General features: G+C 64.9%; 17 protein-coding genes. 10 read left to right on the forward strand and 7 right to left on the reverse strand.

All coding sequences use genetic code 11. The annotated features are described in order from the left end of the window. Positions 1–53: 53 nt before the first annotated feature. From GJ698_RS03280 to GJ698_RS03290, 3 genes are all read right to left on the reverse strand, one after another. Positions 54–1,832, reverse strand: a complete 1,779-nt coding sequence (locus GJ698_RS03280) for an ABC transporter ATP-binding protein (RefSeq protein ID WP_154356130.1) — start codon at positions 1,830–1,832, stop codon at positions 54–56. Then, positions 1,822–3,576 carry an ABC transporter ATP-binding protein gene (locus GJ698_RS03285; protein ID WP_154356131.1) on the reverse strand — a complete coding sequence of 585 codons (1,755 nt, stop codon included), beginning with the start codon at positions 3,574–3,576 and terminating at the stop codon, positions 1,822–1,824. Before GJ698_RS03285 ends, GJ698_RS03280 begins: the two co-directional genes overlap by 11 nt. A 144-nt stretch (positions 3,577–3,720) precedes the next feature. Then, positions 3,721–4,263: a phasin family protein gene (locus GJ698_RS03290; protein WP_154356132.1), complete on the reverse strand. Its 543-nt coding sequence runs from the start codon at positions 4,261–4,263 to the stop codon at positions 3,721–3,723. A gap of 182 nt (positions 4,264–4,445) precedes the next feature. On the opposite strand from GJ698_RS03290, the gene GJ698_RS03295 reads away from it, so the two are divergent. The 5 genes from GJ698_RS03295 (at position 4,446) to GJ698_RS03315 (ending at position 10,168) form a co-directional block, all read left to right on the forward strand. After that, positions 4,446–5,720, forward strand: a complete 1,275-nt coding sequence (locus GJ698_RS03295) for an amidohydrolase family protein (protein WP_154356133.1) — start codon at positions 4,446–4,448, stop codon at positions 5,718–5,720. A gap of 69 nt (positions 5,721–5,789) precedes the next feature. Then, positions 5,790–6,311, forward strand: a complete 522-nt coding sequence (locus tag GJ698_RS03300) for a GNAT family N-acetyltransferase (protein WP_154356134.1) — start codon at positions 5,790–5,792, stop codon at positions 6,309–6,311. Then, positions 6,308–6,820, forward strand: coding sequence for a GNAT family N-acetyltransferase (locus GJ698_RS03305; RefSeq protein ID WP_154356135.1), 513 nt, complete (start codon positions 6,308–6,310; stop codon positions 6,818–6,820). The genes GJ698_RS03300 and GJ698_RS03305 overlap by 4 nt, the downstream gene beginning before the upstream one ends. A gap of 138 nt (positions 6,821–6,958) precedes the next feature. Further along, on the forward strand, positions 6,959–8,587 hold the full coding sequence (locus GJ698_RS03310; protein WP_154356136.1) for a methyl-accepting chemotaxis protein: 1,629 nt from the start codon (positions 6,959–6,961) through the stop codon (positions 8,585–8,587). Positions 8,588–8,698: 111 nt separating this feature from the next. Further along, positions 8,699–10,168, forward strand: coding sequence for a putative bifunctional diguanylate cyclase/phosphodiesterase (locus GJ698_RS03315; protein ID WP_154356137.1), 1,470 nt, complete (start codon positions 8,699–8,701; stop codon positions 10,166–10,168). Here the strand turns inward: GJ698_RS03315 and GJ698_RS03320 are convergent. Then, complete coding sequence (locus tag GJ698_RS03320) at positions 10,152–12,590, reverse strand: alpha-L-rhamnosidase-related protein (protein WP_166454796.1); 2,439 nt, start codon at positions 12,588–12,590, stop codon at positions 10,152–10,154. The genes GJ698_RS03315 and GJ698_RS03320 overlap by 17 nt on opposite strands. Then, positions 12,590–14,437 carry a glycoside hydrolase family 13 protein gene (locus tag GJ698_RS03325; RefSeq protein WP_154356138.1) on the reverse strand — a complete coding sequence of 616 codons (1,848 nt, stop codon included), beginning with the start codon at positions 14,435–14,437 and terminating at the stop codon, positions 12,590–12,592. Before GJ698_RS03325 ends, GJ698_RS03320 begins: the two co-directional genes overlap by 1 nt. 450 nt (positions 14,438–14,887) lie before the next feature. Here GJ698_RS03325 and GJ698_RS03330 point away from each other — a divergent pair, with 450 nt between their 5' ends. From GJ698_RS03330 to GJ698_RS03340, 3 genes are all read left to right on the forward strand, one after another. Next, entirely contained in the window at positions 14,888–17,689 is a 2,802-nt protein-coding gene (locus GJ698_RS03330; protein WP_154356139.1) for a TonB-dependent receptor, read from the forward strand. Between the two features lie 77 nt (positions 17,690–17,766). Continuing rightward, positions 17,767–19,281, forward strand: a complete 1,515-nt coding sequence (locus GJ698_RS03335) for a tryptophan halogenase family protein (protein WP_154356140.1) — start codon at positions 17,767–17,769, stop codon at positions 19,279–19,281. A gap of 17 nt (positions 19,282–19,298) precedes the next feature. Further along, positions 19,299–19,769, forward strand: a complete 471-nt coding sequence (locus GJ698_RS03340; protein ID WP_154356141.1) for a hypothetical protein — start codon at positions 19,299–19,301, stop codon at positions 19,767–19,769. Positions 19,770–19,784: 15 nt separating this feature from the next. On the opposite strand, the gene GJ698_RS03345 is transcribed toward GJ698_RS03340, so the two are convergent. Continuing rightward, positions 19,785–20,438 carry a glutathione S-transferase family protein gene (locus GJ698_RS03345; RefSeq protein WP_154356142.1) on the reverse strand — a complete coding sequence of 218 codons (654 nt, stop codon included), beginning with the start codon at positions 20,436–20,438 and terminating at the stop codon, positions 19,785–19,787. A gap of 144 nt (positions 20,439–20,582) precedes the next feature. On the opposite strand from GJ698_RS03345, the gene GJ698_RS03350 reads away from it, so the two are divergent. Beyond that, on the forward strand, positions 20,583–21,146 hold the full coding sequence (locus GJ698_RS03350) for a TetR/AcrR family transcriptional regulator (protein ID WP_154356143.1): 564 nt from the start codon (positions 20,583–20,585) through the stop codon (positions 21,144–21,146). Position 21,147: 1 nt separating this feature from the next. On the opposite strand, the gene GJ698_RS03355 is transcribed toward GJ698_RS03350, so the two are convergent. Further along, on the reverse strand, positions 21,148–21,975 hold the full coding sequence (locus GJ698_RS03355) for a helix-turn-helix transcriptional regulator (protein ID WP_154356144.1): 828 nt from the start codon (positions 21,973–21,975) through the stop codon (positions 21,148–21,150). A gap of 93 nt (positions 21,976–22,068) precedes the next feature. Between GJ698_RS03355 and GJ698_RS03360 the strand changes: the two genes are divergently transcribed. Further along, the gene (locus GJ698_RS03360; protein WP_154356145.1) at positions 22,069–22,965 is read left to right on the forward strand and encodes an SDR family oxidoreductase; all 897 of its coding nucleotides are present in this window, start codon (positions 22,069–22,071) and stop codon (positions 22,963–22,965) included. The last annotated feature ends 4 nt before the right edge of the window (positions 22,966–22,969 follow it).

Raw genomic sequence — 22,969 nt, forward strand, 5'->3', positions numbered from 1 at the left:
AACCTGTGATTTTTCGCGAAAATCGCACAGTTTCCAGTGGCTTTTTGACAGCTTTACGCCGCCAGCTGTTGCAAAAGGTAGAGGCGCTGGTACAAGCCGCCGTCGATTTGCATCAGCTGCTCATGGGCGCCGGTTTCAGCGATGCGGCCGTGATTCAGCACGATGATGCGGTTGGCGTCGCGGATGGTGGACAGGCGGTGGGCGATGGCGATCACCGTCACCTTGCCGCGCAACTCGTCCAGCGCCACCTGCACGATCTGCTCCGTCTGCGAATCGATGTGCGAGGTCGCTTCGTCCAGCAGCAGGATGCGCGGCGCGCCGGCCAGCGCGCGGGCGATGGCGATCAGCTGCTTCTGGCCGACCGACAGGCGCGAGCCACCTTCGCCCAGCGGCGTGTCGTAGCCGCGGTCCAGCGCCGCGATGAAGTCGTGGGCGTGGGCGGCGCGCGCGGCCGTTTCGATCTGCTGCTGCGTCAGGCCGCGGCCCATGTCGATGTTTTCGCGGGCGGAGGCGGCCAGCAGGAACGGGTCCTGCGGCACCAGGCCGACTTCGGCGCGGAAGCGGTCGTTGTCGATGTCGTCCAGCGGCACGCCGTGCATCAGGATGCTGCCATGCTTGGCCGGATAGAAGCGCAGCAGCAGCGACAGCAGCGTCGACTTGCCGCTGCCGGTGTGGCCGACGATGCCGACGAAATCGCCCTGGGCGATGTCCAGCGACAGGTCGTGCAGCACCGGCTGGCCTGCGTTGTAGGCGAAGTTCAGGTGGCGGATGGCGACGGCGGGCGAGTCGTCGTCGTTGGCGGCCGCGCGGGTGGCGGCCGAGCGGCTGCGGTGTTCCTGGGCCGCGCCTTCATCCAGCAGCGTCGCCACGCGCGCGGTGGCCACCACCGATTGCTGCAGTTGGCTGAACTGCATGGTGATCTGGATCAGCGGCTCGATCACGCGCGCCAGGTAGCTGATGAAGGCATACAGCACGCCGACTTCGGCGGCCGTCATCTCGCGGTGGCCGAACATGAAGATCACCGCCGCCAGCAGGATGATGTTGAACAGGTCCAGCGCGGGCCGCAGCAGCCAGGCGTTGGCGCGCAGTTCCGACAGGCGCGCCGTGTAGTGGTCCCGGTTGGTGGCGGCGAAGCGCTGGCCGAAGCGCGCCTCGGCGTTGCTGGCCTGGAGCACGCTCATGCCGCCGATCGATTCGGCCATCTGGCCGTTGATTTCGCTGCGCAACGCGCGGGCGCGGGTGACGGCCGGCGCGCTCCAGCGCTGGTACAGCCAGACGATCAGCAGCACCGCCGGCAACAGCGCCAGCACGATCAGCATCAGGCGCCAGTCCAGCCAGGCCATGGCGCAGACGGTGCCGATCAACACGATGCTCGAATCGAGCATCACGAACAGCACCTGGATATAAAGACTTTTCACTGCCTCGGTGTCGTTGGTGACGCGCGAGACCAGCTGGCCGGTGATGGCGCGGTCGAAGAAGGCCATCGGCAGCAGCAGCACGTGGGTGTAGACCATTTCGCGCAGGCGCATCACGGAACGCATGGCGAGGCCGGACAAGCGCACCAGCTGCAGGTAGCGCAGGCCGCTGGCGATCCAGCCGGTCAGCACCAGGCCCGCCAGCAGGCCCGCCATGCGCGGCCAGTCCAGGTGGTGCGGCAGCAGGTGTTCGTCGATCAGCGCCTTGCCCATGATGGGGCCCATCACTTCAAGCAGGGCGGCGGCCATCAGCCACAGCACGGCCCAGCCGAGATGGTGCTGGTCGGGCAGGGCGGCGCGGCGCAGCAGGGCGATCGCCTGGCGCATCTGGCCGGTGGTGGATTGTTCAGGCTTCATTGAGACTTGCTTCCAATTGTTGATAGCGCCACTGGCTGGCGTACCAGCCGTCCAGTGCCAGCAGCTGTTCGTGGCTGCCGGTTTCGCTGATGCGGCCATCGCGCAAGACGACGATCAGGTCGGCGCTGACGACGGAGCTCAGGCGGTGGCTGGCGATGACCGCGCTGCGGCCCTTGCGCGCCTGGCGCAGTTCTTCGAGATGCTGGAGGATGCGGGTTTCGGTGCCGGTATCGACGGCGGACAGCGCATCGTCGAGCAGCAGCAGATCGTTATCGGCCAGCAGCGCGCGGGCGATGGCGACGCGCTGGCGCTGGCCGCCGGACAGCGTGATGCCTTTCTCGCCCACCTGCGTGTCGTAGCCGTCGGCGAACAGCAGGATGTCGTCGTGGATGGCGGCCAGGCCGGCCGCGTGTTCGACTTCCGCGCGCGTGGCGTTGGGACGGGCGAGGGCGATGTTGTCGGCGATCGAGGCGGAGAACAGGAAGGACTCCTGCGGCACCCAGCTGATGGCGGCGCGCAGCGCGTGCAGCTTGTAGGCGTCGAGCGCATGGCCGCTCCACTGCACGCTGCCGTGTTGCGGCGTCAGCTGGCGCAGCAGCACGCGCAGCAGCGTGGACTTGCCGCTGCCGGTGGGGCCGACCAGGCCGAGGGTCTGGCCCGGTTGCAGCGTCAGCGTGATGTCGCTGATGGCCGGCGTGCTTTGTTCGGCATAGGCGTAGCTGACGCCTTGCAGCGTCAGCGGGCCGGAAGGCACGGCGGCGATGCTGCCGTGATCGTCGATGGCCAGCGGCGCATCGAGCATGGGCTGCAGGCGCTGCCAGGCGGCGCGTCCGCGCTCGATCAGCGACAGCACCCAGCCGGCGGCGAACATCGGCCAGATCAGCTGGCCGAGGTACATGGTGAAGCTGGTCAGCGCGCCGATGGTCAGCTGGTTCTGCCAGACCAGGTAGCCGCCCAGGCCGAGCGTCAGGCCGCTGGCGGCGGTCAGCGTCAGGCCGACGGCGGGTTCGTAGGCGGCTTCCCATACCTGCGCGCGCAGACTGGCGTCGGACGCCTTCGAGGCCAGTTCGGAAAACTGTTTGGCGCTGCGCTGTTCCAGGCCGAGCGCGCGCAGCGTGCGCACGCCGGACAGTGTTTCCTGCACATGGTCGTTCAGCGCGCTGAAGCGCTTGAGCGAGTCGGTGGAAGCGGTGTGGATATGTCCCGAGATATACCAGAACGCCCAGGCCATCAGCGGGAACGGCAGCAGCGCGATGCAGGCCAGGCGCCAGTCGACGCCGAGCAGCATCACGCCCAGCACCATGACCAGCGTGAGGGCGCCGTCGAAGCCTGCCAGCATGGCTTCGCCGGCGGCCATTTCGATGGCGTCGATATCGTTGGTGGCCAGCGCCATCAGGTCGCCGGTGCGCTGGCGCTGGTAGAAGGCCGGGCCTTGCAGCGTCATACGGGTGTAGAGGCGGGTGCGCAGCGAGACGCCGAGCTGGTAGGCGGCGCCGTACAGGATCTGCCGCCAGGCGACGCGCAGGAAGTAGATGCCCAGGCCGATCAGCAGCAGCGAGCCGATCTGCATCAGCAGGGCGTTGCCGGACAGGGTGTGATTGGCCAGGCCATCGATCATGGCGCCGACCTTGCGCGGCACCCAGACACTCAGGGTCGCCACGCCCGCCAGCATGGCGCCGGACAGAATATAGGCGCGGCTGTGCTGGCGGACAAAACCGCCGATCAGCCGGGAAAGATTAGACATGCATGTTGCCTCGAAAAGCGTGTAGCCCGCTAGGATACAGCATGCACAAAAAGACGGGGTCAGGTCCCTCATTTCTACACGAGCTGTACCGTAGCTCCGCGTACGGTACAGCTCGTGTAGAAATGAGGGACCTGACCCCGGAGTTTATTTTTTGGCTTTGGGGGCGGATTTGGCGGGTTTGCTTGTACCCGCCAGGGCGATCGGTTTGGCGGCGGCGACTTTGACTTCGACGAATTCTTCCTGGGCCGGGATCGGCGCGGCGGCTGGCTTGGCTTTGGGCGCTTTCGCTGGCGCCAGCGGGACGCTGGCGACCGGTTCGTTGGCGGCGGCCACCGCGGCGCTGACGGCGGCCGACAGCGCCGGCGGTACGGCCGCTACCGTGGGCTTGGTCGCGGCCAGGTCGGTCACTTGCTTGAAAGTGCCCTGGGCGCTCTGCAGCAGCGCGTTCTGGGCGGTGGAGGCGATGCTGTACAGCTCGCGTCCGTAGGCCAGCAGGCTGTCGAAGTTGCCCTGGTGCGGTACGCTCGGGTCCTTGGAGGCCAGCAGCTGCTTGGCGGTGCTGATGTTGAGCGCGATGACTTTCTGGGCGCTGTCGACGGCGGTGCTGGCGAAGGTGTTGAAGATCTTGAATTGCGCTTCAAGTTGCGATTTGGTGGCGGCGGAAAACTGTTCGGTGATCGAAGACATGGTTTCTCCTGAATTATGATGCAACGCAATAAGTCCATTCTAGCGACGATTTTTGGCGATGGAAAGTTATTTTTTCTACCATGTGCCTGCACAAACACTATATCAATTAGTGCGACGCAACAATTGGTGTATTTTGTTGAATGTGCCTACAATGACCTTACGTCAAATCAATGGGAGTGCAGATGGATGTCGTGATACGCAACGCCAATCTGGCGGACGGCCAGCAGGGTGTCGACGTTGCCATCGAGAATGGCCGCATCGCCGCCGTTGGCCCGCGCCTGCCGCTGCAGGCGGCGCAGGAGATTGACGCGGCCGGCGATCTGCTGAGTACGCCGTTTGTCGATGCCCACTTCCACATGGACGCCACCTTGAGCTACGGCTTGCCGCGCGTCAACGCGTCCGGCACGCTGCTGGAGGGCATCGCGCTGTGGGGCGAGCTGAAGCCGCATCTGACCCAGCAGGCGCTGATCGACCGCGCGCTGCAATATTGCGACTGGGCCGTGGCGCGCGGCCTGCTGGCCATCCGCACCCACGTCGATGTCTGCGACGACCGCCTGCTGGCGGTGGAGGCGCTGCTGGAGGTCAAGCGCCTGGTGGCGCCGTATCTGGATTTGCAGCTGGTCGCCTTTCCGCAGGACGGCGTGCTGCGCGCGCCGAATGCGTTGATCAACCTGAAGCGCGCCATCACCATGGGCGTGGATGTGGTGGGCGGCATTCCGCACTTCGAGCGCACCATGGCCGAGGGCGCGGAATCGGTGCGCATCCTGTGCGAGTACGCCGCCGACCAGGGTTTGATGGTCGACATGCATTGCGACGAGTCGGACGATCCGATGTCGCGCCATATCGAAACGCTGGCATACCAGAGCAACCGGCTCGGCCTGCACGGCCGCGTCACCGGTTCGCACCTGACCTCGATGCATTCGATGGATAACTACTACGTCAGCAAGCTGCTGCCGCTGATCCGCGAGGCGGGCGTGGCGGCCATCGCCAATCCGCTGATTAACATCACGCTGCAGGGCCGCCACGACACCTATCCGAAGCGGCGCGGCATGACGCGCGTGCCGGAGATGCTGGCGGCCGGCATTCCGGTCGCCTTCGGCCACGATTGCGTGATGGACCCGTGGTACAGCCTCGGCTCGGGCGACATGCTGGAAGTCGCGCACATGGGCCTGCACGTGGCGCAGATGACCGGCCAGGCGGCGATGCGCGATTGCTTCCGCGCCGTCACCAGCACGCCGGCCGCCATCCTCGGCTTGCAGGATTACGGCGTCGCGCCGGGCTGCCACGCCGACCTGGTGCTGCTGGACGCGGCCGATCCGGTGGAGGCGATCCGCCTGCGCGCCGCGCGCCGCATGGTGATGCGTCGAGGAAAAATTATTGCGGAGTCGCCGCGCGCGCAGGCGCGTCTCAGCCTGCCGGGACGGCCGGAGCAGGTGAATTTCCGTCTGAACCGATGAGCCTCCGCGCTGGACTTGCACTGCGAAATACATGACAATCGGACATCGTTCAATCCGCGTGGAGCTGTCTTGAAAGAAATCGCTATTCGACCTGCAACGGAAGCCGACTTCGGCGCCATGTGGGACATATTTCAGGAACTGATCGCCAGCGGCGACACCTATTATTTTGCCGCCGACACCAGCCGCGAAGATTGCCATGCCTACTGGTTCGGTCCCGGCCTGCAGAGCTATGTGGCGATCCTCAACGGCGAGCGGCTGGTCGGCATGTACCGCCTGATGCCGAATCAGCGCGACCGCGGCGCGCACGTGGCCAATGCTTCGTTCATGGTCAGCCCGGCGGCGCAGGGCGTCGGCGTCGGCAAGCTGCTGGGCGCCGATTGCCTGGACCGCGCCCGCGCCGAGGGCTATCTGGCGATGCAGTTCAATTACGTGGTCAGTTCGAATATGCCGGCCGTGCTGCTGTGGAAGAAGCTGGGCTTTTCCATCGTCGGCACCCTGCCGCGCGCGTATCGCCACCAATACCTCGGCTATGTGGACGTCTATGTGATGTACCAGTTGCTGGAAGATCCCTCGCACTGGCCCGATGCATGAAGATACTGGAGACGGAACGCCTGACCCTGCGCACCATCGAAGCGGACGACGCGGCTTTTTATCATGCACTGATCAACGATCCGACCTGGCTGGAGTACATCAGCGACAAGGGTATCTACACCGTCGAGGCGGCGCGCAAGGCGATCATCGAGGGGCCGTGCGCGATGCAGCAGAAGCTGGGCTTTTCGCTGTACGTGATGGAGCGCAAGGAGGACGGCACGCTGCTCGGCATGTGCGGCCTGATCAAGCGCGACTGGCTGCCCGACGTCGATATCGGCTACGCGATCCGGCCGGCGTATTTCGGCCAGGGCTATACCTATGAGGCCGCCGCTGCGGTGGTGGCCCATGCGCGCGACCAGCTGCGCATCGAGCGCCTGCTGGGCATCACGGACCCGGGGAACGCCAAGTCGATCGCGCTGCTGACCAAGCTGGGGCTGACGTTTATTGAACACAAAGTGTTGCCGCCTGATAATCGTCCTACCAATATTTACCGCGTCGATCTGTTGTAGTGTGATGATTCGATAGATTTTTCCTGCGCGATATAGCAAGATGATTTCCGGGCATTGAATATTGCCCGTTCCCCAAAAAATGGAACCAATTACAAGCACGGCAAGCTTGTGTGAATTGAATTCTTAAAAGGGGTAATCATGAAGCTCGCGAATCTGAAGATCGGTGTGCGCCTGGGCCTGTTGGGAGCGTTCTTCTTTCTCGCACTGGCGATCGTCGCGCTGGCAGGGTGGCGCGCATTGGAGAGCAGCAACGTGCGCAGCGCGGAAGCGTTGGCACGCTCGGTGGCGCTGAGCCAGGCCATCGACACCGCGCGCAGCGCGCAGGTGGAATTCAAGATTCAGGTGCAGGAGTGGAAGAACATCCTGCTGCGTGGTAACGATCCGGCCCAACTCGACAAATACAGCAAGGCCTTCGTCAAGGGCGGCGACACCACGCGCGGCGAATTGCAGAAGCTGAACGGCATGCTCGGCAAGCTGGGCCTGACGACGCCGCTGGTGGACGAGGCCATCGCGACGCAGAACGAGCTGGTGTCGCACTACATGGAGGCGCTGAAGAAATACGATGCCGCCAATCCGGACAGCTCCCACGTGGTGGACAACCTGGTCAAGGGCATGGACCGCGAGCCGACCAAGAAAATCGACGACATCGTGGCCTTCATCGGCAAGGAGTCGGTGCGCCTGATGGCCGCCATCGAAGCGGAAAACAGCGCGGCTTACCAGCAGACGCTGATCACCATGGGCATCACGCTGCTGGTGACGGTGATCGTCGGCTGTGTGACGGTGACCTCGCTGATCCGCAGCATCACCCGTCCGCTGGACGCGGCCGTCAGTGTGGCGCAAACGGTGGCGGCGGGCGATCTGCGCAGCGAGGTGCGGGTCGACAGCAAGGATGAGATCGGCGACCTGCTGGGCGCGCTGAAAACCATGCAGGGCAACCTGAGCCATATCGTCGGCCAGGTGCGCCACGGCACGGAGACCATCCACGGCGCCACGGTGGAGATTGCCGCCGGCAATATGGATTTGTCGGGCCGCACCGAGGAGCAGGCCAGTTCGCTGGAGCAGACCGCCGCAGCGATGGTGGAGCTGACCACCACCGTCAAGCAGAACAACGAGAACGCGGCCGAGGCCTGTCGCCTGGCCGACAGCGCGTCCACGGTGGCGGCCAAGGGCGGCGATGCGGTGGCGCAGATGGTGCACACCATGGGCGAGATCAACGACAGCTCGCGCAAGATTGTCGACATCATCGGCGTGATCGATGGCATCGCCTTCCAGACCAACATCCTGGCGCTGAACGCGGCGGTGGAGGCGGCGCGCGCGGGCGAGCAGGGACGCGGCTTCGCGGTGGTGGCGTCCGAGGTGCGCAACCTGGCGCAGCGCTCGGGGGCGGCGGCGCGCGAGATCAAGGAGCTGATCGGCACCTCGGTGGGCCGGGTCGAGGAAGGCAGCCGCCTGGTCGGCCAGGCCGGCGAGACCATGAACGAGGTGGTCAGCAGCGTGCAGCGCGTCACCGCCATCATCGGCGAAATTTCGGTGGCCAGCGGCGAGCAGCGCGACGGCATCGAGCAGATCAGCATCGCCATCAACCAGATGGACAGCGTGACGCAGCAGAACGCGGCGCTGGTGGAGGAGGCCGCGGCGGCGGCCGATGCGCTGCAACAGCAGGCGGCCAGCCTGTCGGAGGCGGTCAGCATCTTCAAGCTGCAGGAGCAGTCCGGCATGGCCAGGTTGCCGTCCTCGCGCAGCCGGACCTTGCAACTGGCGAGCTAGCATTTGCCACGGGCCGTTTGATGCGCCTCAACCGTGCGCGTGAACGGCCTTTTTCCATCGCTGCTATCCACTATCATTCCTCTTCCGCAGCAGCCGACGGAGAGGGACAGCATGAACAGCCTATGGAGCAGCACATGGCCGGTGGCGGCCGCCTTTGCGCCATGTGTGCTGGCGCTGGCGGCCGGCCAGTGGCAGGCGCGCGGCCTGCGCGCGCGCTGCGCCCAGTTGCAGGCGGCGCTGGCGGCGCAGCGCGACACGGAACTGCGGCTGGACTTCATCGCCCATCACGACAGCCTGACCGGCCTGCCCAACCGCCTGCAGTTCCAGATGCAACTGGAGCACGGCGTGGCCTACGCGCGCCGCCACGAGAATCTGCTGGCGGTGCTGTTTGTCGATATCGACAGTTTCAAGGCCATCAACGATACGCTGGGCCACGACGCCGGCGACCAGGTGCTGGTGCAGTTCGCCCAGCGCCTGCGCCAGTGCGTGCGCGAGGTGGACACGGTGGCGCGCCAGGGCGGTGATGAATTCATCGTGCTGCTGACGGAGCTGCGCACCGGCGCCGACGCGCAGCAGGTGGCGGAGAAGATCATGCTGGCCATCGCCGAGCCGTTCACCGTCAACGGCGAGCTGCTGGACGTGGCGGCGAGCATCGGCGTGGCGGTGTATCCGGACGACGATGAGGATATCGAAACGCTGATCGAGAAGGCCGACCTGGCGATGTACGCCGCCAAGCAGCGCGGCAAGGGCGCCAGCCTGCGCTTCCTGCCCAGCATGCAGGCCAAGGCCTATTCGCGGCTGATCCTGGAGACGGCGCTGCGCCACGCGCTGGAGCACAATGAATTCATCCTCACCTACCAGCCCAAGATGAACCTGAAGGAGCGGCGCATTACCGGCGTGAAGGCGCTGCTGCGCTGGAAGCATCCGGAGCTGGGACTGGTGATGCCACTGGACTTCCTGCCGGTGCTGGAGCAGAGCGCGCTGATACTGCCGGTCGGCTCTTGGGCGATGAGCACGGCGGTGGCGCAGGCGCGCCGCTGGCTCGATCAGGGACAGGCGCAGACGGTGGCGCTGCACCTGTCGCCGCGCCAGTTCTTCCACAAGGATATCGTGCAGAGCTGCGCGGCGATCCTGGACAAGGCCGGCGTGCCGGGGCGCTGCATCGAGCTGGAAATCACCGAGGCCATGCTGATCGATAAGAACCAGAACGCGGAGGAGATCCTGCAGCAGTTCAAGCAGTTGGGCGTGCGGATTGCGATCAGCGATTTCGGCACCGGCTATGCGTCGCTCAACTATCTGCGGCGCTTCCCGGTGGATGTGGTGAAGATCGACAAGTCGTTTGTCGACGACCTGGCGCGCGGCGGGGCGATGGTGCGCGCCATCATCGAGATGGCGCATACGCTGAACATGCAGGTGATTGCGGCCGGCGTGGAAAACGCCGAGCAGCTGGCGCAGCTGTCGGCGATGGGCTGCGACGAGGCGTTCGGCTTCTGTATCAGCGCCCCGGTCGCGCCGGAAGAGGTGGAGGCGCTGCTGGCCGGCGGCCGGCAGCGCGCGGCCCTGACTACTTCGTGGGCATGATGCGTACGCCGTGGATGTCGAACTTGTTGGATGGCCCCTTGACGCCACCGGCATCGCCGTAGGTGGCGTTGTTCTTCATGTAGCTCATGTTGTAGAAGTCTTCCAGTTCCAGCGTGTAGCTGCCGGGCTTCAGCCTGGCACGCAGCGGCGTCGAGTACTTGGCGCCCTGTGCGGCCGGCGAGTGCGGCAGCTGCACCACGCCGCTGGCGACGACGGCGCCGCCGCTGTCCTTCAACGATGCCCATTTGACGCCGCCGCTGACGCCGAGGCGGATGTCGTGCGCGGTGTTGCGGTATTTGATCTGCACCGCGTAGCCGCCTTCGCGTTCGACCTTGAAGGACTGGGCGAAGGTGTCGGACGGCGCGCCCCAGCCGTTGCGCGTGACGGCAATTTCCTCGCCGCCGTTCAGGCATACCGGCATGCTGTGGTGGCTGCGGTTGCCGGAGCCGGCGTACACGGCTTCCACCGCGTAGCAAAGATTGGCTTCGGTGCCGGCGTGGCGGTCGGACCAGGTGGCGGCCGTGATGCGCGGGCCAACCAGCTGGCCGTTGCGGTAGACGTTGAACACCACGCCTTTGCCGCCGCCGTCGATGCGCAGCGTCGGCAAGCCGTAGCTGCCACGTTCCAGTTTGGCGATGCGCGGTTCGGCCGGCGCGTACACGGCGGCGTCCTGCACCAGCGGCTTGGCGGTCACGCTGCGCTTGGCCTGCTGGCCGGGCAGCAGTTTGCCGAGGCGGATTTCGATGGCGTTGTTGTCGCCCAGCGCGTCCCAGTCCAGCGTGCCGGCGGCCAGCTTGCCGTTCAACGTGATGCTGTCGACAGCGTAGTAGCCGTTGCCGGCGACGGCGGCGGGCAGCAGCACGCGCACCTGCATGCGCTTGCCGCGCAGGGTCAGGTTGTTCAGCGTGATGGCGTCGCTGCCGGCGAAGGTGTCGCGGCGCAGCCTGGCGGTGATGAAGGGATGCAGGGCGATGCCGTCGTTGGTGGTCTGCACGCCGAACACGCTGCCGACCACCATGCCCAGGTAGCCGCCCACGGACCACAGCTGGCGGCGCGAATTGATCACCGGGCCGCTCAACTTGCCGTCGTCGAGCATCGGCTGGCCGGACAGCCATTCCAGGTTCTCCATGTTGGACAGGTTGGTGGCGGCGCCGCGCAGCAGCGTGTCGTAGGCGGCGTCGGCCACGGCGACGTTGCCGCCGATGGCGGCCGCCTTCAGACCGAAGGTGGTGACGAAGGGCCACATGGCGCGGTTGTGGTAGACGGCGGTATTGGCCTGCTGCGGCCAGATTACCGGCGCACCCAGAGGACCATGCGGGTAGTGCACCAGGATGCTTTGCGCCTGCTGCTGGTCGGCGATGCCGGTGACGATGGCCAGCGACTGGCCCAGCCAGTCATACTTGTATTCGGCGGCGCCGTCGAAGTGGCCGGCGGTGAGGCTGCTGTACATGCCGCTGTCGGCCTGCCAGAAGCGCTTGTTGATAGCGGCTTTCAGATCGGCGGCCCAGCCGTTGTAGCGCGCGGCGGCTGTGGCGTCGCCTTGTTCGGCCGCCAGTTGCGCGGCCAGCGTCAGCGCCTTGTAGTGGGCGGCGTTGGTGGACAGCGCCTTGGAGGTGGCCATGAAGGCCAGTTCGTCCGGTATCCAGGCGGCGTAGGTCTGGTCGCGCCAGTCGAGGAATGATTGCTCGCCGTTGTACAAGCCGTCGGCGGCGTCCCAGATGGCGAGGCGGTCGTTGTCCAGCGTATTGCGCAGCGCGTGCAGGGCTTTCTGCGCGAAGGCGGCGCGTTCGGCCGACGGCAGGGCTTTCAGCGCTTCGTCGGCGCCGAAGGCCCAGCTGACGCGGTCGGAGCTGACCGGCCAGCTGCCGCCGCTGCCGGTGTCCTGCACGATCTGGTAGCCGTCGCCGCTGGCATGCGCGCCGGCCGTGACGCCGTCGCGGTAGCCGGCCAGCTTGAATTCCAGCGAGTTGCGGGTGCGCTGCGGGTCGAGCATGCCGAGGCCCAGCGAGGCGGCATAGGACAGGTCGCGGGTCCACACGTAGTGCCACGATTCGCCCGTCTCGAAGCAGTCGCACGGGATCGGGTTGCCGCCGTTGTAGCTGCCGTCGCGGATTTCGCTCACCGAGTCCTGCTTCATTTCGACGCCGGCTAGCGCGAACAGCGCGTCGAAGGCGAGGTTGCCGCTGCGGACGGTCGGCAGCGCGGCACTTTCGGCGTAGCTGATTTCCTGCTTGCCGCCTTCGCGCACGCGCATGGTGGTGGACTGGGTGTAGCTGCGCAGCGCGGCGGCGGCGTCCGGCGTGGCGTAGCGCACGGTTTCCTGTTTGCCGTCAAAGGTGGGGTAGTGGCTGACCGCGTCGGCGGCCAGGGCAGGCAAGGCCGCGCTCAGGGCGGCGGCCAGTGCGCACAAGGTGAAACGCATTATTCAATCTCCAATATCGTTACCGAACGTGCCGGCAGTTTGAGTTCGCCGGCCAGCGGGATGCGCTGGCCGCTGATGACGTCCGTGCCGGCGCTGGCGCCGTCCAGCATTTCGTGGAAGCGCGCGGTGTTCAGCACGGTGTCGCTCTTGTTTTTATTGAAGGCTACCATGACTTTCTTCGTGCCGTCATACCGGAAGTAGACGTAGGTGTTCTGCTCCGGGCCGTAGTGCATCATCTTGCCGTTGTGGATGACGGTGGCGGTCTTGCGCCAGTTGAACAGCTTCCTGACGTAGGCTTGCGCCGCCAGCTGCTGCGGCGTCAGGCCCTGGCCGGTGAAGGCGTTGACGGCGTCGCCGCGCCAGCCGCCGGGGAAGTCGAGGCGGTAGGAGGCGTCGTCGCGCACCTTGGTGTTGCTGGTCATGAGGATCTCGCTGCCGGTGTAGAACTGCGGGATGCGCGGCGCGGTCGCGACGAAGGCCATCGCCATGCGGAACAGGTCTTCATCGCCATGCAGTTCGCTGAAGATGCGCGACATGTCGTGGTTGCCCTCGAACAGCACCAGGTTGCCCGGGTTCGGGTACAGGTAGTCGAGCGACAGCGCTTCGTACAGCGTGGTCAGGCTGTGTTCATCGTCGTCGCCGGCGGCCAGGGCGCGGCGCATGGCGTCGGTCAGCGGGAAGTCCATCATGCTCGGCATGTGCGAGGCGTAGCCGTTGAAGTTGCGCTTGCCCTCCTGCCAGTGCGCCACCACCGGCGCCATGGTGCTCCATTCCTCGCCCACCAGGTTCAGGTGCGGGTACTCGGCCATCAGCGCGCCGGACCAGCGGCTCAGGAAGTCGGTGTTGGAATAGCCGTAGGTGTCGACGCGCAGGCCGGCCAGGCCGGCGTATTCGATCCACCAGATGTCGTTCTGGATCAGGTAGGTGGCCAGGTAGGGATTGGCCTGGTTCAGGTCCGGCATGCTCTGGGTGAACCAGCCGGCGGTGAAGTTGGTCTTGTCTTCGTCCGATGCATACGGGTCTTGCAGCGCCACGCGGTGGTGCGCGGTCGGCACGTACTTGCCCTGGTAGGTGAGCCAGTCCGGCGCAGGCATGTCCTGCAGCCACCAGTGCTTGCTGCCGATGTGGTTGAGCACCACGTCCTGGATCACGCCCAGGCCCTTGCTGCGCGCCTGCGCCACGAAGTCGCGGTATTCCTCGTTGCTGCCGTAGCGCGGGTCGATGCGGTAGTGGTCGGTGGTGGCGTAACCGTGATACGAGTAGTCCGGCATGTTCGATTCCAGCAGCGGCGTCGGCCACAGCATGGTGAAGCCCATGCCGGCGATGTAGTCGAGGTGGTCGGCCATGCCGCGGATGTCGCCGCCGTGGCGGCCGCCCTTGTTGGCGCGGTCGGCGCGCTCGCTCATGCCGGCGGCGTTGTCGTTGGCCGGATTGCCGTTGGCGAAGCGGTCGGGCATGACCTGGTAGATGGCGTCCTTGCTGCTGAAACCGGCGCGCTGGGCCGAGCCGGGCGCGCGCGCCAGCAACTGGTAGCTGTAATGGACGGTCTGGCTGCCGCGCCTGAAAGCCAGGTCGATCTTGCCGGGCTTGGTGTCCGGCGCGATCTCCAGGTCGACAAACAGGTAGTTGCGGTTGGCGACGCGGCTGACCGCGGCAATGCGCACGCCGGGATAGGCCAGCGCCGGCTCCAGGTCGGCGATCTGCTGGCCGTGCACCATCAGCTGCAGCCGGGTGTTGTGCATGCCGGTCCACCACAGCGGCGGGTCCATGTGGTCGATCTGGTAGGGGGCGGCCGGGGCAGCCAGCGGGAGCGCCGACAGCAGGGCGGTGGCGAGAATCTTGTTCATACGGTCTCCAGAGGGCGCCTAGTAGTCGTACTACAGGCGCATTTTGATGGTTTCGCCCGAGAATACTATGAAATCTGCCACGGTTTCTAGTTTTAATACAGATATTCGGCCTGCCTCGCCCTGTCGCTTGACCGCGCCGGGTTGACAGGTAGGAAATGCAACAGAATTCTTGCTGGTCGCGATGCAAAATGTAGTTCCACTACACGGGTGGGCGCGAGCTTCTGTAGCCGAAATACAACGAGAACAAGGTTTTCAGAGGGGAGGCAAGGGCTGGCGCGCCTATGGAGGCGTAAGAATACTGAAGCTTGATTGACACAGAATCTAGTTTTAGTACAAAATTCCGCTTAGAACGTCCTTGAGAGCGTTCGTATTCCTTGGAACCCGTGTAGTCGATGTAGCCAGAGCCGGCCGTGGTGTCGCGGGTATTTTTTTGATGATGAGGGGACACTGATGAAGAATTCCGTTAACCAGCGCGGCGCCGCCCAGGCCGCATTTAAATTGAGCCCGGTCGCCGCTGGTTGCGCCGTATTGCTGTCGACGCTGGTCCAGCCTGCCTTTGCGCAGACCGCACCGGCCGCCGATACCGTGCAAAGCGTGACCGTGTCCGGCATCCGCCGCGGCATCGAGGACGCGATCTCGGTCAAGAAAGACGCCAGCTCCATCGTGGAAGCGATTTCGGCGGAAGATATCGGCAAGCTGCCGGACACCACCATCGCTGAATCGCTGGCCCGCCTGCCCGGCCTGACCACCCAGCGTACCAAGGACGGCAACGCCTCCACTGTCAGCATCCGCGGCCTCGGCCCGGACTTCGCCGGCTACCTGCTGAACGGCCGCGAACAGACCAGCACCGGCGACAGCCGCGCGGTCGACCTGAGCGCTTACCCGGCTGAACTGATCGCCGGCGCCACCGTCTACAAAACCACCGACGCGACCGTCATGGGCGCCGGCTTGGCCGGCACCATCGACCAGCAGCTGATCGATCCGCTGGCCTTCGGCAAGCGCACCATCGCTGTCAAATACCAGAAGACCAAGAACGGTCTGGGCCTGGAAGCGCAGGGCCAGGGCCATCGCGAGAGCGTCACCTACATCGACCAGTTCCTGAACCGCACCCTGGGTGTGGCGATCGGCTACGTGCGTCAGACCAGCGATTCGTCGCAATATGAATTCGGCACCTGGGGCGATTACACCGGCCCGGTGACCACCACCAACGGCAGCACCGTGACGGCCAAGGTGCCGGGCGGTTCGGGCTACAACGCCACCACCCGCAACATCCGCGACGACCGCAAGGGCGTGGCAGCGATCATCGCCTTCAAGCCTAACCGCGACTTCAACAGCCAGATCGATATGTTCTGGTCGAAGATCGACGACTACACCAAGCTGAGCGAAATCCAGGTGCCGGGCACCGGCGTGTTCACCAACGCCACCGTCGCCAACGGCATCGCCACCTCGGCCACCATGAGCAACGTCGGCCTGATCGACCGCAACGAAGGTATTCTGGACAACGACACCATCAAGTCGATCGGCTGGAAAACCAACCTGAAGCTGGGCAACGGCTGGAGCACCATGCTCGACCTGAGCCATAACTCGGCCGACCGCGTCGAGCGCGACGTCGAATACTACGGCGGCACGCCGACCAACGCCGGCCTGACCCTGACCGGCCTGGATGGCCACATTCCGACCATGGCTTACGGTAACAGCCTGACCGATCCGAACACCATGGCCGTGCGCAACCAGTGCGGCTGGTCCGGCATCGCCAACAACTCGGCGTGCGGCTCGATCTCGCAGGCCGGTTACTACAAGGGCCCGACCATCCGCGACCAGGTCAATGCGATCCGTCTGGAAGCCAAGTATGAAATTCCGGAGAACAGCTACTTCTCGAACCTGCGCTTCGGCGCCAACTTCACCGACCGCACCAAGAAGCGCGTGGCCGATGAGGGCGTGATCCAGTCGATCACCGGCGGCGGCTACGACCGCATTCCGTTCCCGAGCGGTTCGACGGTGGCCAACAACGTTGGCGGCACCGGCCTGAGCATGCTGGTGTTCGATCCACAGGTGAACCTGATCCCAGGCGCCGTGGTGCAACGCAAGTACGCCAACGACATCCTGTCGAAATCTTACGGCGTGCAGGAAAAACTGAGCACCGCCTACGCCAAGCTGGATATCGACAGCCGTATCGGCGAAATCCCGGTCAGCGGCAATCTCGGCTTCCAGGCGGTGCATACCAAGCAGGAAGCGGCTGGCTACCACGCCAACGTCGGCTCCTCGCCGGTGCTGGACAACCCGGCCTCGGCGCAGCAGACCGATGGCACCAGCTACAACGACTTCCTGCCGTCGCTGAACCTGAATTTCGATCTGGGTAACAGCTACCTGGGCCGCTTCGCGGTGTCGAAACAGGTGGCGCGTCCGAACATGACCGACATGCGCAACTCGTTCAGCTTCGCCGTGAACACCACGCCGACCGCTGTCAACGGTGTGGTGCCGCCACCGCGCTACGAAGGTTCGTCGGGCAATCCTAACCTGAAGCCGTTCCGCGCCGATGCGCTCGACTTCTCGCTGGAGAAATACTTCGCCAAGAAGGGCTATGTCAGCGCCGCGCTGTTCTACAAGAAGCTGAACAGCTACATCGTGCCGCAGGCGATCAGCGACTACGACTTCACGCCTTACCTGGCGACCTTCGGTCTGCCTAACCTGGCCGGCGGTAACAAGGGTATTTACACCACCACCGTGAACGGCAGCGGCGGCAACCTGAAAGGTCTGGAGCTGACCGCGTCGGCGCCGTTCGAGCTGATTCACCCGATCCTGAACGGCTTCGGTGCGTCGGGCAGCTATTCGTCGACCTTCAGCTCGGTGGCTCTGCCTAACATCATCGGCAAGAATCCGGACCAGGTGGCCGACGCCGGCAGCATCCCGCTGCCAGGCCTGTCGAAGACCAACGCCAAGCTGCAGCTGTACTTCGAGAAGAGCGGCTTCAGCGCCTTCGTCGCGACCAACTACCGTTCGCGTTATGTCGGCAGCGTAGCCAACGACACCGTCGGCGGCTTCCCATCGCTGGTGTACATCGAGTCGCAGAAGTGGCTCTCGGCGCAGATCGGTTACGAGATCCAGACCGGCCCGATGAAAGGCCTGTCGTTCCGCGTCGAGGGTAACAACCTGAACAGCCCTTACTACGTGGAGTCCAATGCCGACGGTTCGACCAAGACCCGTACGCAAACCGGCCGTACCCTGTTCTTCAGCGTCAGCTACAAGATGTAAGCTGAACGTGTGAGGTAAAGTGTAAGCCCCTTGTCCGGATTCCTTCGGCAAGGGGCTTTTTATCTTCTGGAGCGAAGATGCAACCATTAAAAGATATCGTCATCGTCGGCGGCGGCACCGCCGGCTGGATGACGGCCGCGGCGCTGTCGAAGATGCTGAAGGGCCAGTACAACATCCGGCTGGTGGAGTCGGACCAGATCGCCACCATCGGCGTGGGCGAGGCCACCATTCCGATGATTAACCTGTTCAACCGCATGCTGGAGCTGGACGAGGACGACTTCATGCGGCAGACGCAGGGCACGTTCAAGCTCGGCATCGAGTTCGTCAACTGGGGCCGCATTGGCGACCGCTATCTGCACGGTTTCGGCGTGATCGGGCAGGATGGCTGGACGGTGGACTTCTACCAGCACTGGCTGAAGCAGTACCTGGCCGGCAAGGCGGCGGAGCTGGACCACTATTCGATCAACAACGTCGCCGCCATGCACAACAAATTCCTGCGCGCGCGGCCGGATCTCGGCAACTCGCCGCTGTCGCAGATCGTCCATGCCTACCAGTTCGACGCGTCGCTGTACGCCAAATTCCTGCGCAACTTCAGCGAGGCGCGCGGCGTCCGGCGCATCGAGGGCAAGATCACCGAGGTGCGCCAGCGCGACGCCGACGGCCATGTCACGGCCGTGGTGCTGGAGGATGGCACGCAGGTCGCCGGCGACTTGTTCATCGACTGCTCGGGCTTCCGCGCGCTGCTGATCGACGCGGTCAACACGCCGTTCGAGGACTGGTCGCACTGGCTGCCGTGCGATACGGCGATTGCCGTGCCGTGCGCCAACGCGCCGGAGCTGACGCCGTACACGCGCGCGACGGCGCACGGCGCCGGCTGGCAATGGCGCATTCCGCTGCAGCACCGCATCGGCAATGGCCATGTCTTTTCCAGCAAATTCATGAGCGCGGACGAGGCGCAGTCCATCCTGATGAACAATCTGGATGGCGAGGCGCTGGCCGAGCCGCGCACGATCCGCTTCCGCACCGGCAAACGCAGCAAGGCGTGGAACCGCAACGTGGTGTCGATCGGGCTGTCGTGCGGCTTTATCGAGCCGCTGGAGTCGACCAGCATCCATCTGATCCAGATGGCGATCGCGCACCTGATTACGTACTTCCCGGCCGGCGGTTTCGAGCAGGCCGACATCCGCCAGTACAACCGGGTGATGGACGAGGAGTACCGCTGGGCGCGCGACTTCGTCATCCTGCACTACAAGGCCACCGAGCGGAACGACACGCGCTTCTGGAACTATTGCCGCGAGATGGAAGTGCCGGAGGATCTGCAGCACCGGATCGATTTGTTCCGCAGCCATGGCCGGGTGTTCCGCGACGGCCTGGAGCTGTTCACCAAGCATAACTGGTTGCAGGTGCTGCACGGGCAGCGGATTCGTCCGCGTGCCGCCCATCCGCTGGTAGACTTGACCGGCGAGCAGCAGATCAGCGGCTTTTTGCACGAAGTGGAAAGCGTCATCAGGAACTGCGTGAACGCCATGCCCACGCAGGCAGCTTTTATCGCCGCCAATTGTGCGGCGCCTATTCATAAAAACCAAGCATAAAAACCAAGGAGAAATCAATGAACAATATCGCACGCGTAGCCATGCTCGCTGCCTTCGCCGCCGCCCTGACCGGCTGCGCCGCCACCGGCACCCGCACCGCCATGCTGACCTACGACACCATGCCGGTCGGCGCCACCATTTATGAAGGCGGCAAGTCGCTGGGCGTGGCGCCGGTGGTGCGCACTTATGAATATCCGGAAGGCGTGTCGACGCTGGCGACGCCGGAAGTGACGGCGGTCTGGGTCAGCGGCGCCAAGAACACTTACTGGACCAATCTGCCGATCCATGCGGATCTGGCGGCCACCATCCAGCGTCCGGCCAATGTGCCGGGACTGGACAAGGACCAGGCGGCGGCGCAGCCGATCATGGAGGAGCGCGCGCGCGAGGCCGAGCGTCTGAAGGAAGACAACCGCCGCACCATGGCGCGCGATTCCCCGCGCTGCCGCGACCAGCAGCAGAAGGGCAATGTGGCGACCGCCGATTGCTGATCGCCGCATCGGCTGTTACGACTGCCCGCCGCGGTTTTTCACGCTCGGGCGGTCGGCGACCTTGGCCTGCCATGCCGCCAGCGCCGGGTAGTCACCGGTGACGGTGATGCCGACAAAGGCGGCGTGCAGCAGCGCGCAGTAGACGGTGATGTCGGCCACCGAGAACTGCGGGCCGGCGATGTAGGCTTGCTGCGCCAGCACGCTGTCGAAGTAGCGCATGCCGGTTTTGAATTTCTCCAGCTGGCGTTCGCCCCATTCCTTGCGTCCCGCCCATTCCGGGCTTTTGTAGGCTTCCAGCGTTGCCCCGAGGCCGGGCGTGGCGTGGTGGAAGTAGGCGCCGATACCATCGATCATCCAGTCGTCCGCGCGCTTCTGCATCATGTGGATCAGCGCCTTGTCGCGCGGCGTGGCGCCGGTCAGCGTTGGATGGCCGTCGAGGTTGTCCAGGTATTCGGTGATGGCGATGCATTCGGCGATGTGGGTGCCATCGTCCAGTTCCAGCACCGGCACCACGCCGCCGGGATTCTTGGCCAGGAAGGCCGGCTGCTTGTGCTCGGCGGAGAACAGGTCCACCTTGACGAAGTCAAACTGCGCGGCCAGGCCTTTTTCGGCCAGGACGATGTGGATGCGGGCGGGATTGGGGAATCCTGGCATGTCATAAATCTTCATATTCGGCTTTCATAATTCTACCTTTCGGTAGATAGATTAAAATGGGCCGATAGTCGGGCGTTTCCGGAATTGTCTATCTATCGGTAGATAGATATTAATCCCGGATGTTTTGTCGCGTCAAGCGATAATTTTTGAAAGATGGATATGGCAAGCGATAAGAAGCAGGAAGTGATGATGGCCGCGCGGCTGATGGTGCAGGCCAATGGCTACAACGCCTTGAGTTTCCGCGACCTGGCGGAGGCGGTGGGCGTGAAGAGTTCCAGCATCCATTACTACTTCCCGACCAAGGGCGACCTGGGCGCGGCGCTGGCGCGCCAGTACACCGAGGAGTTCCTCGGCTATCTGGACGGGCTGCTGGCGCAGGGCGTGGACTGGAAGACTTGCGTGGCCAAGTATGCCGACGTGTTCCGCGACACGCTGCTGCGCGAGAACCGCATGTGCATGGTGGGCGTGCTGGCGGCCGAGCGGCCGTTGCTGGCGCCGGAGGTGCAGGCCGAGGTGGAGCGCTTCACCGCGCTGATCGTCGGCTGGCTGGCGCGCGTGCTGGCGCTGGGCAAGCCGAAGATGGAAGCGGCGGCGGTGAAGGGCTGGGCGTTCGCCGTGTTCTCGGCGATCGAAGGCGCGCAGCTGGTGGCGCGCGGCTGCAACGACGTGCAGGTGTTCGACAGCACGCTGGCCGCGTACCGTACGGCCGGCCTGCTGCCGTAACTCAGTCTGCGGCGCGGGCGGCCAGGTAGGCGGCGATGCGTTCGGCGCTGGCCTCGGTGGCCGGGTTGTAGACCATCATCGACAGGTCGGGCCGGCCGTCGACGGCAAAGGTCGAGAATTCCAGTTCGATGGCGCCCAGTTCCGGATGGTGCAGCACCTTGTAGCCGTCGGAGACGCTGACCACTTCATTGTCTTGCCACATGGCGGCAAACTCCGGGCTGAGGCGCGACAGTTCCTCGGCCAGTGCGGCGACTTCGGTGTCGGCGCCGGCGCGGATGGCGTCGGCGCGCAGCGAGCCGACCACGAAGCGGGCCACGCTTTGCCAGTCGCTTTGCGCCGCGCGTATGCGGGCGCTGCTGAACATCATGCGCGCGACGTTGCGCTCCTTGGGCGGGATGCTGGCGTAGTCGGTCAGCAGCAGCGTGGCGGTGCGGTTCCAGGCCACGATGTCCCAGGTCGGCGTGCGCAGCATGGCGGCGCTGCCGGTGAAGGCGTCCAGCACCCGCTGCAGGCGCGGCGTGACGCCGTCCGACATTTTGTAGCGCGCTTCCGGCGGGCGGCCCAGGCCCAGCATGAACAGGTGTTCGCGTTCCGGCTCGGTCAGCATCAGGCCGCCGGCGATGCGGTCCAGCACTTCGGCCGAGGCGGCACCGCCGCGGCCCTGTTCCAGCCAGGTGTACCAGGTGGTGCTGATGTTGGCGCGCTGCGCCACTTCCTCGCGGCGCAGGCCAGCCGTGCGTCGGCGGCCGGCGGCGATGCCGAAGGCGGCCGGGTCAAGCCGCGTGCGGCGGTCGCGCAGGAATTTGCCGAGGGGATTATGTTCGTTCATCCTGTTGGTTCTTATACCTGTATAACGTCACTACTTTAATAGGAAAGATTCGCTGTCCATAATACGCTTACTCAAGCGACCATGGAGGATGAAATGCGGGTATTCGTAACAGGGGCGACCGGCTTTATCGGCGCACAAGTGGTGTCGCAGCTGATCGCGGCGGGCCATCAGGTATTGGGCATGACGCGTTCCGACGCGGGCGCCGAGGCGCTGGCCGCCGCCGGCGCACAGGCGTACCGCGCCGAACTGGGCGAGGTGGAGCGCATCCGCGCCGGCGCGGCGCAGGCCGATGCGGTGATCCATACGGCCTTCAATCATGACGACTTCGGCAAGTTCCTGGAGAGCTGCGAGCAGGACGGGCGCGTCATCGCGGCGCTGGGCGAGGCGTTGCAAGGTTCCGACCGGCCGCTGATCATCACGTCCGGCGTCGGCATGGGCGAGCGTGGGCATGGCGAGTCGGCGGTGGAGACGGTGTTCAATCTGGAGCACCGCAATCCGCGCATCGCTTCGGAACTGGCCGGCGCGGCCGCGTTGGAGGCGGGCGTGGATGTGCGCGTGGTGCGCCTGCCGCAGGTGCATGACACCAGGCGGCAAGGGCTGGTCAGCTATATGATACGCAACAGCCGCGAAAAAGGCCTGGCCGCATACATCGGCGAGGGACTGAACCGCTGGTCCGCCGCGCACGTGAGCGATGTGGCGCTGCTTTACCGCCTGGTGCTGGAGCAGGGCAAGGCCGGCGAGCGTTATCACGCGGTGGCCGAGGAAGGGATTACGGCGCGCAGCATCGCCGAGGTGATCGGCAAGGGACTGGGCGTACCGGTCAAGTCGATCGCTGCGGAGGACGCGGCGGCGTACTTCGGCTGGCTGGGGATGTTTGCCGGCCTGGATATGGCGGCGTCCAGCGCGCTGACGCGGGAACGCCTGGGCTGGCAGCCAACCGGCCCAGGCATGATCGCCGATCTGACGGCGATGGACTACTCCGTGATCTGACGGA

The sequence above is a fragment of the Duganella aquatilis genome, from assembly GCF_009674565.1.
In the GTDB taxonomy this organism is placed as follows: domain Bacteria; phylum Pseudomonadota; class Gammaproteobacteria; order Burkholderiales; family Burkholderiaceae_D; genus Rugamonas; species Rugamonas aquatilis.

Coding starts and splice junctions, on each gene's coding strand:
- GJ698_RS03280 (WP_154356130.1), bottom strand. CDS start 1,832: ATGAAGCCTGAACAATCCACCACCGGCCAGATGCGCCAGGCGATCGCC.
- GJ698_RS03285 (WP_154356131.1), bottom strand. CDS start 3,576: ATGTCTAATCTTTCCCGGCTGATCGGCGGTTTTGTCCGCCAGCACAGC.
- GJ698_RS03290 (WP_154356132.1), bottom strand. CDS start 4,263: ATGTCTTCGATCACCGAACAGTTTTCCGCCGCCACCAAATCGCAACTT.
- GJ698_RS03295 (WP_154356133.1), top strand. CDS start 4,446: ATGGATGTCGTGATACGCAACGCCAATCTGGCGGACGGCCAGCAGGGT.
- GJ698_RS03305 (WP_154356135.1), top strand. CDS start 6,308: ATGAAGATACTGGAGACGGAACGCCTGACCCTGCGCACCATCGAAGCG.
- GJ698_RS03310 (WP_154356136.1), top strand. CDS start 6,959: ATGAAGCTCGCGAATCTGAAGATCGGTGTGCGCCTGGGCCTGTTGGGA.
- GJ698_RS03315 (WP_154356137.1), top strand. CDS start 8,699: ATGAACAGCCTATGGAGCAGCACATGGCCGGTGGCGGCCGCCTTTGCG.
- GJ698_RS03320 (WP_166454796.1), bottom strand. CDS start 12,590: ATGCGTTTCACCTTGTGCGCACTGGCCGCCGCCCTGAGCGCGGCCTTG.
- GJ698_RS03325 (WP_154356138.1), bottom strand. CDS start 14,437: ATGAACAAGATTCTCGCCACCGCCCTGCTGTCGGCGCTCCCGCTGGCT.
- GJ698_RS03330 (WP_154356139.1), top strand. CDS start 14,888: ATGAAGAATTCCGTTAACCAGCGCGGCGCCGCCCAGGCCGCATTTAAA.
- GJ698_RS03335 (WP_154356140.1), top strand. CDS start 17,767: ATGCAACCATTAAAAGATATCGTCATCGTCGGCGGCGGCACCGCCGGC.
- GJ698_RS03340 (WP_154356141.1), top strand. CDS start 19,299: ATGAACAATATCGCACGCGTAGCCATGCTCGCTGCCTTCGCCGCCGCC.
- GJ698_RS03345 (WP_154356142.1), bottom strand. CDS start 20,438: ATGAAGATTTATGACATGCCAGGATTCCCCAATCCCGCCCGCATCCAC.
- GJ698_RS03350 (WP_154356143.1), top strand. CDS start 20,583: ATGGCAAGCGATAAGAAGCAGGAAGTGATGATGGCCGCGCGGCTGATG.
- GJ698_RS03355 (WP_154356144.1), bottom strand. CDS start 21,975: ATGAACGAACATAATCCCCTCGGCAAATTCCTGCGCGACCGCCGCACG.
- GJ698_RS03360 (WP_154356145.1), top strand. CDS start 22,069: ATGCGGGTATTCGTAACAGGGGCGACCGGCTTTATCGGCGCACAAGTG.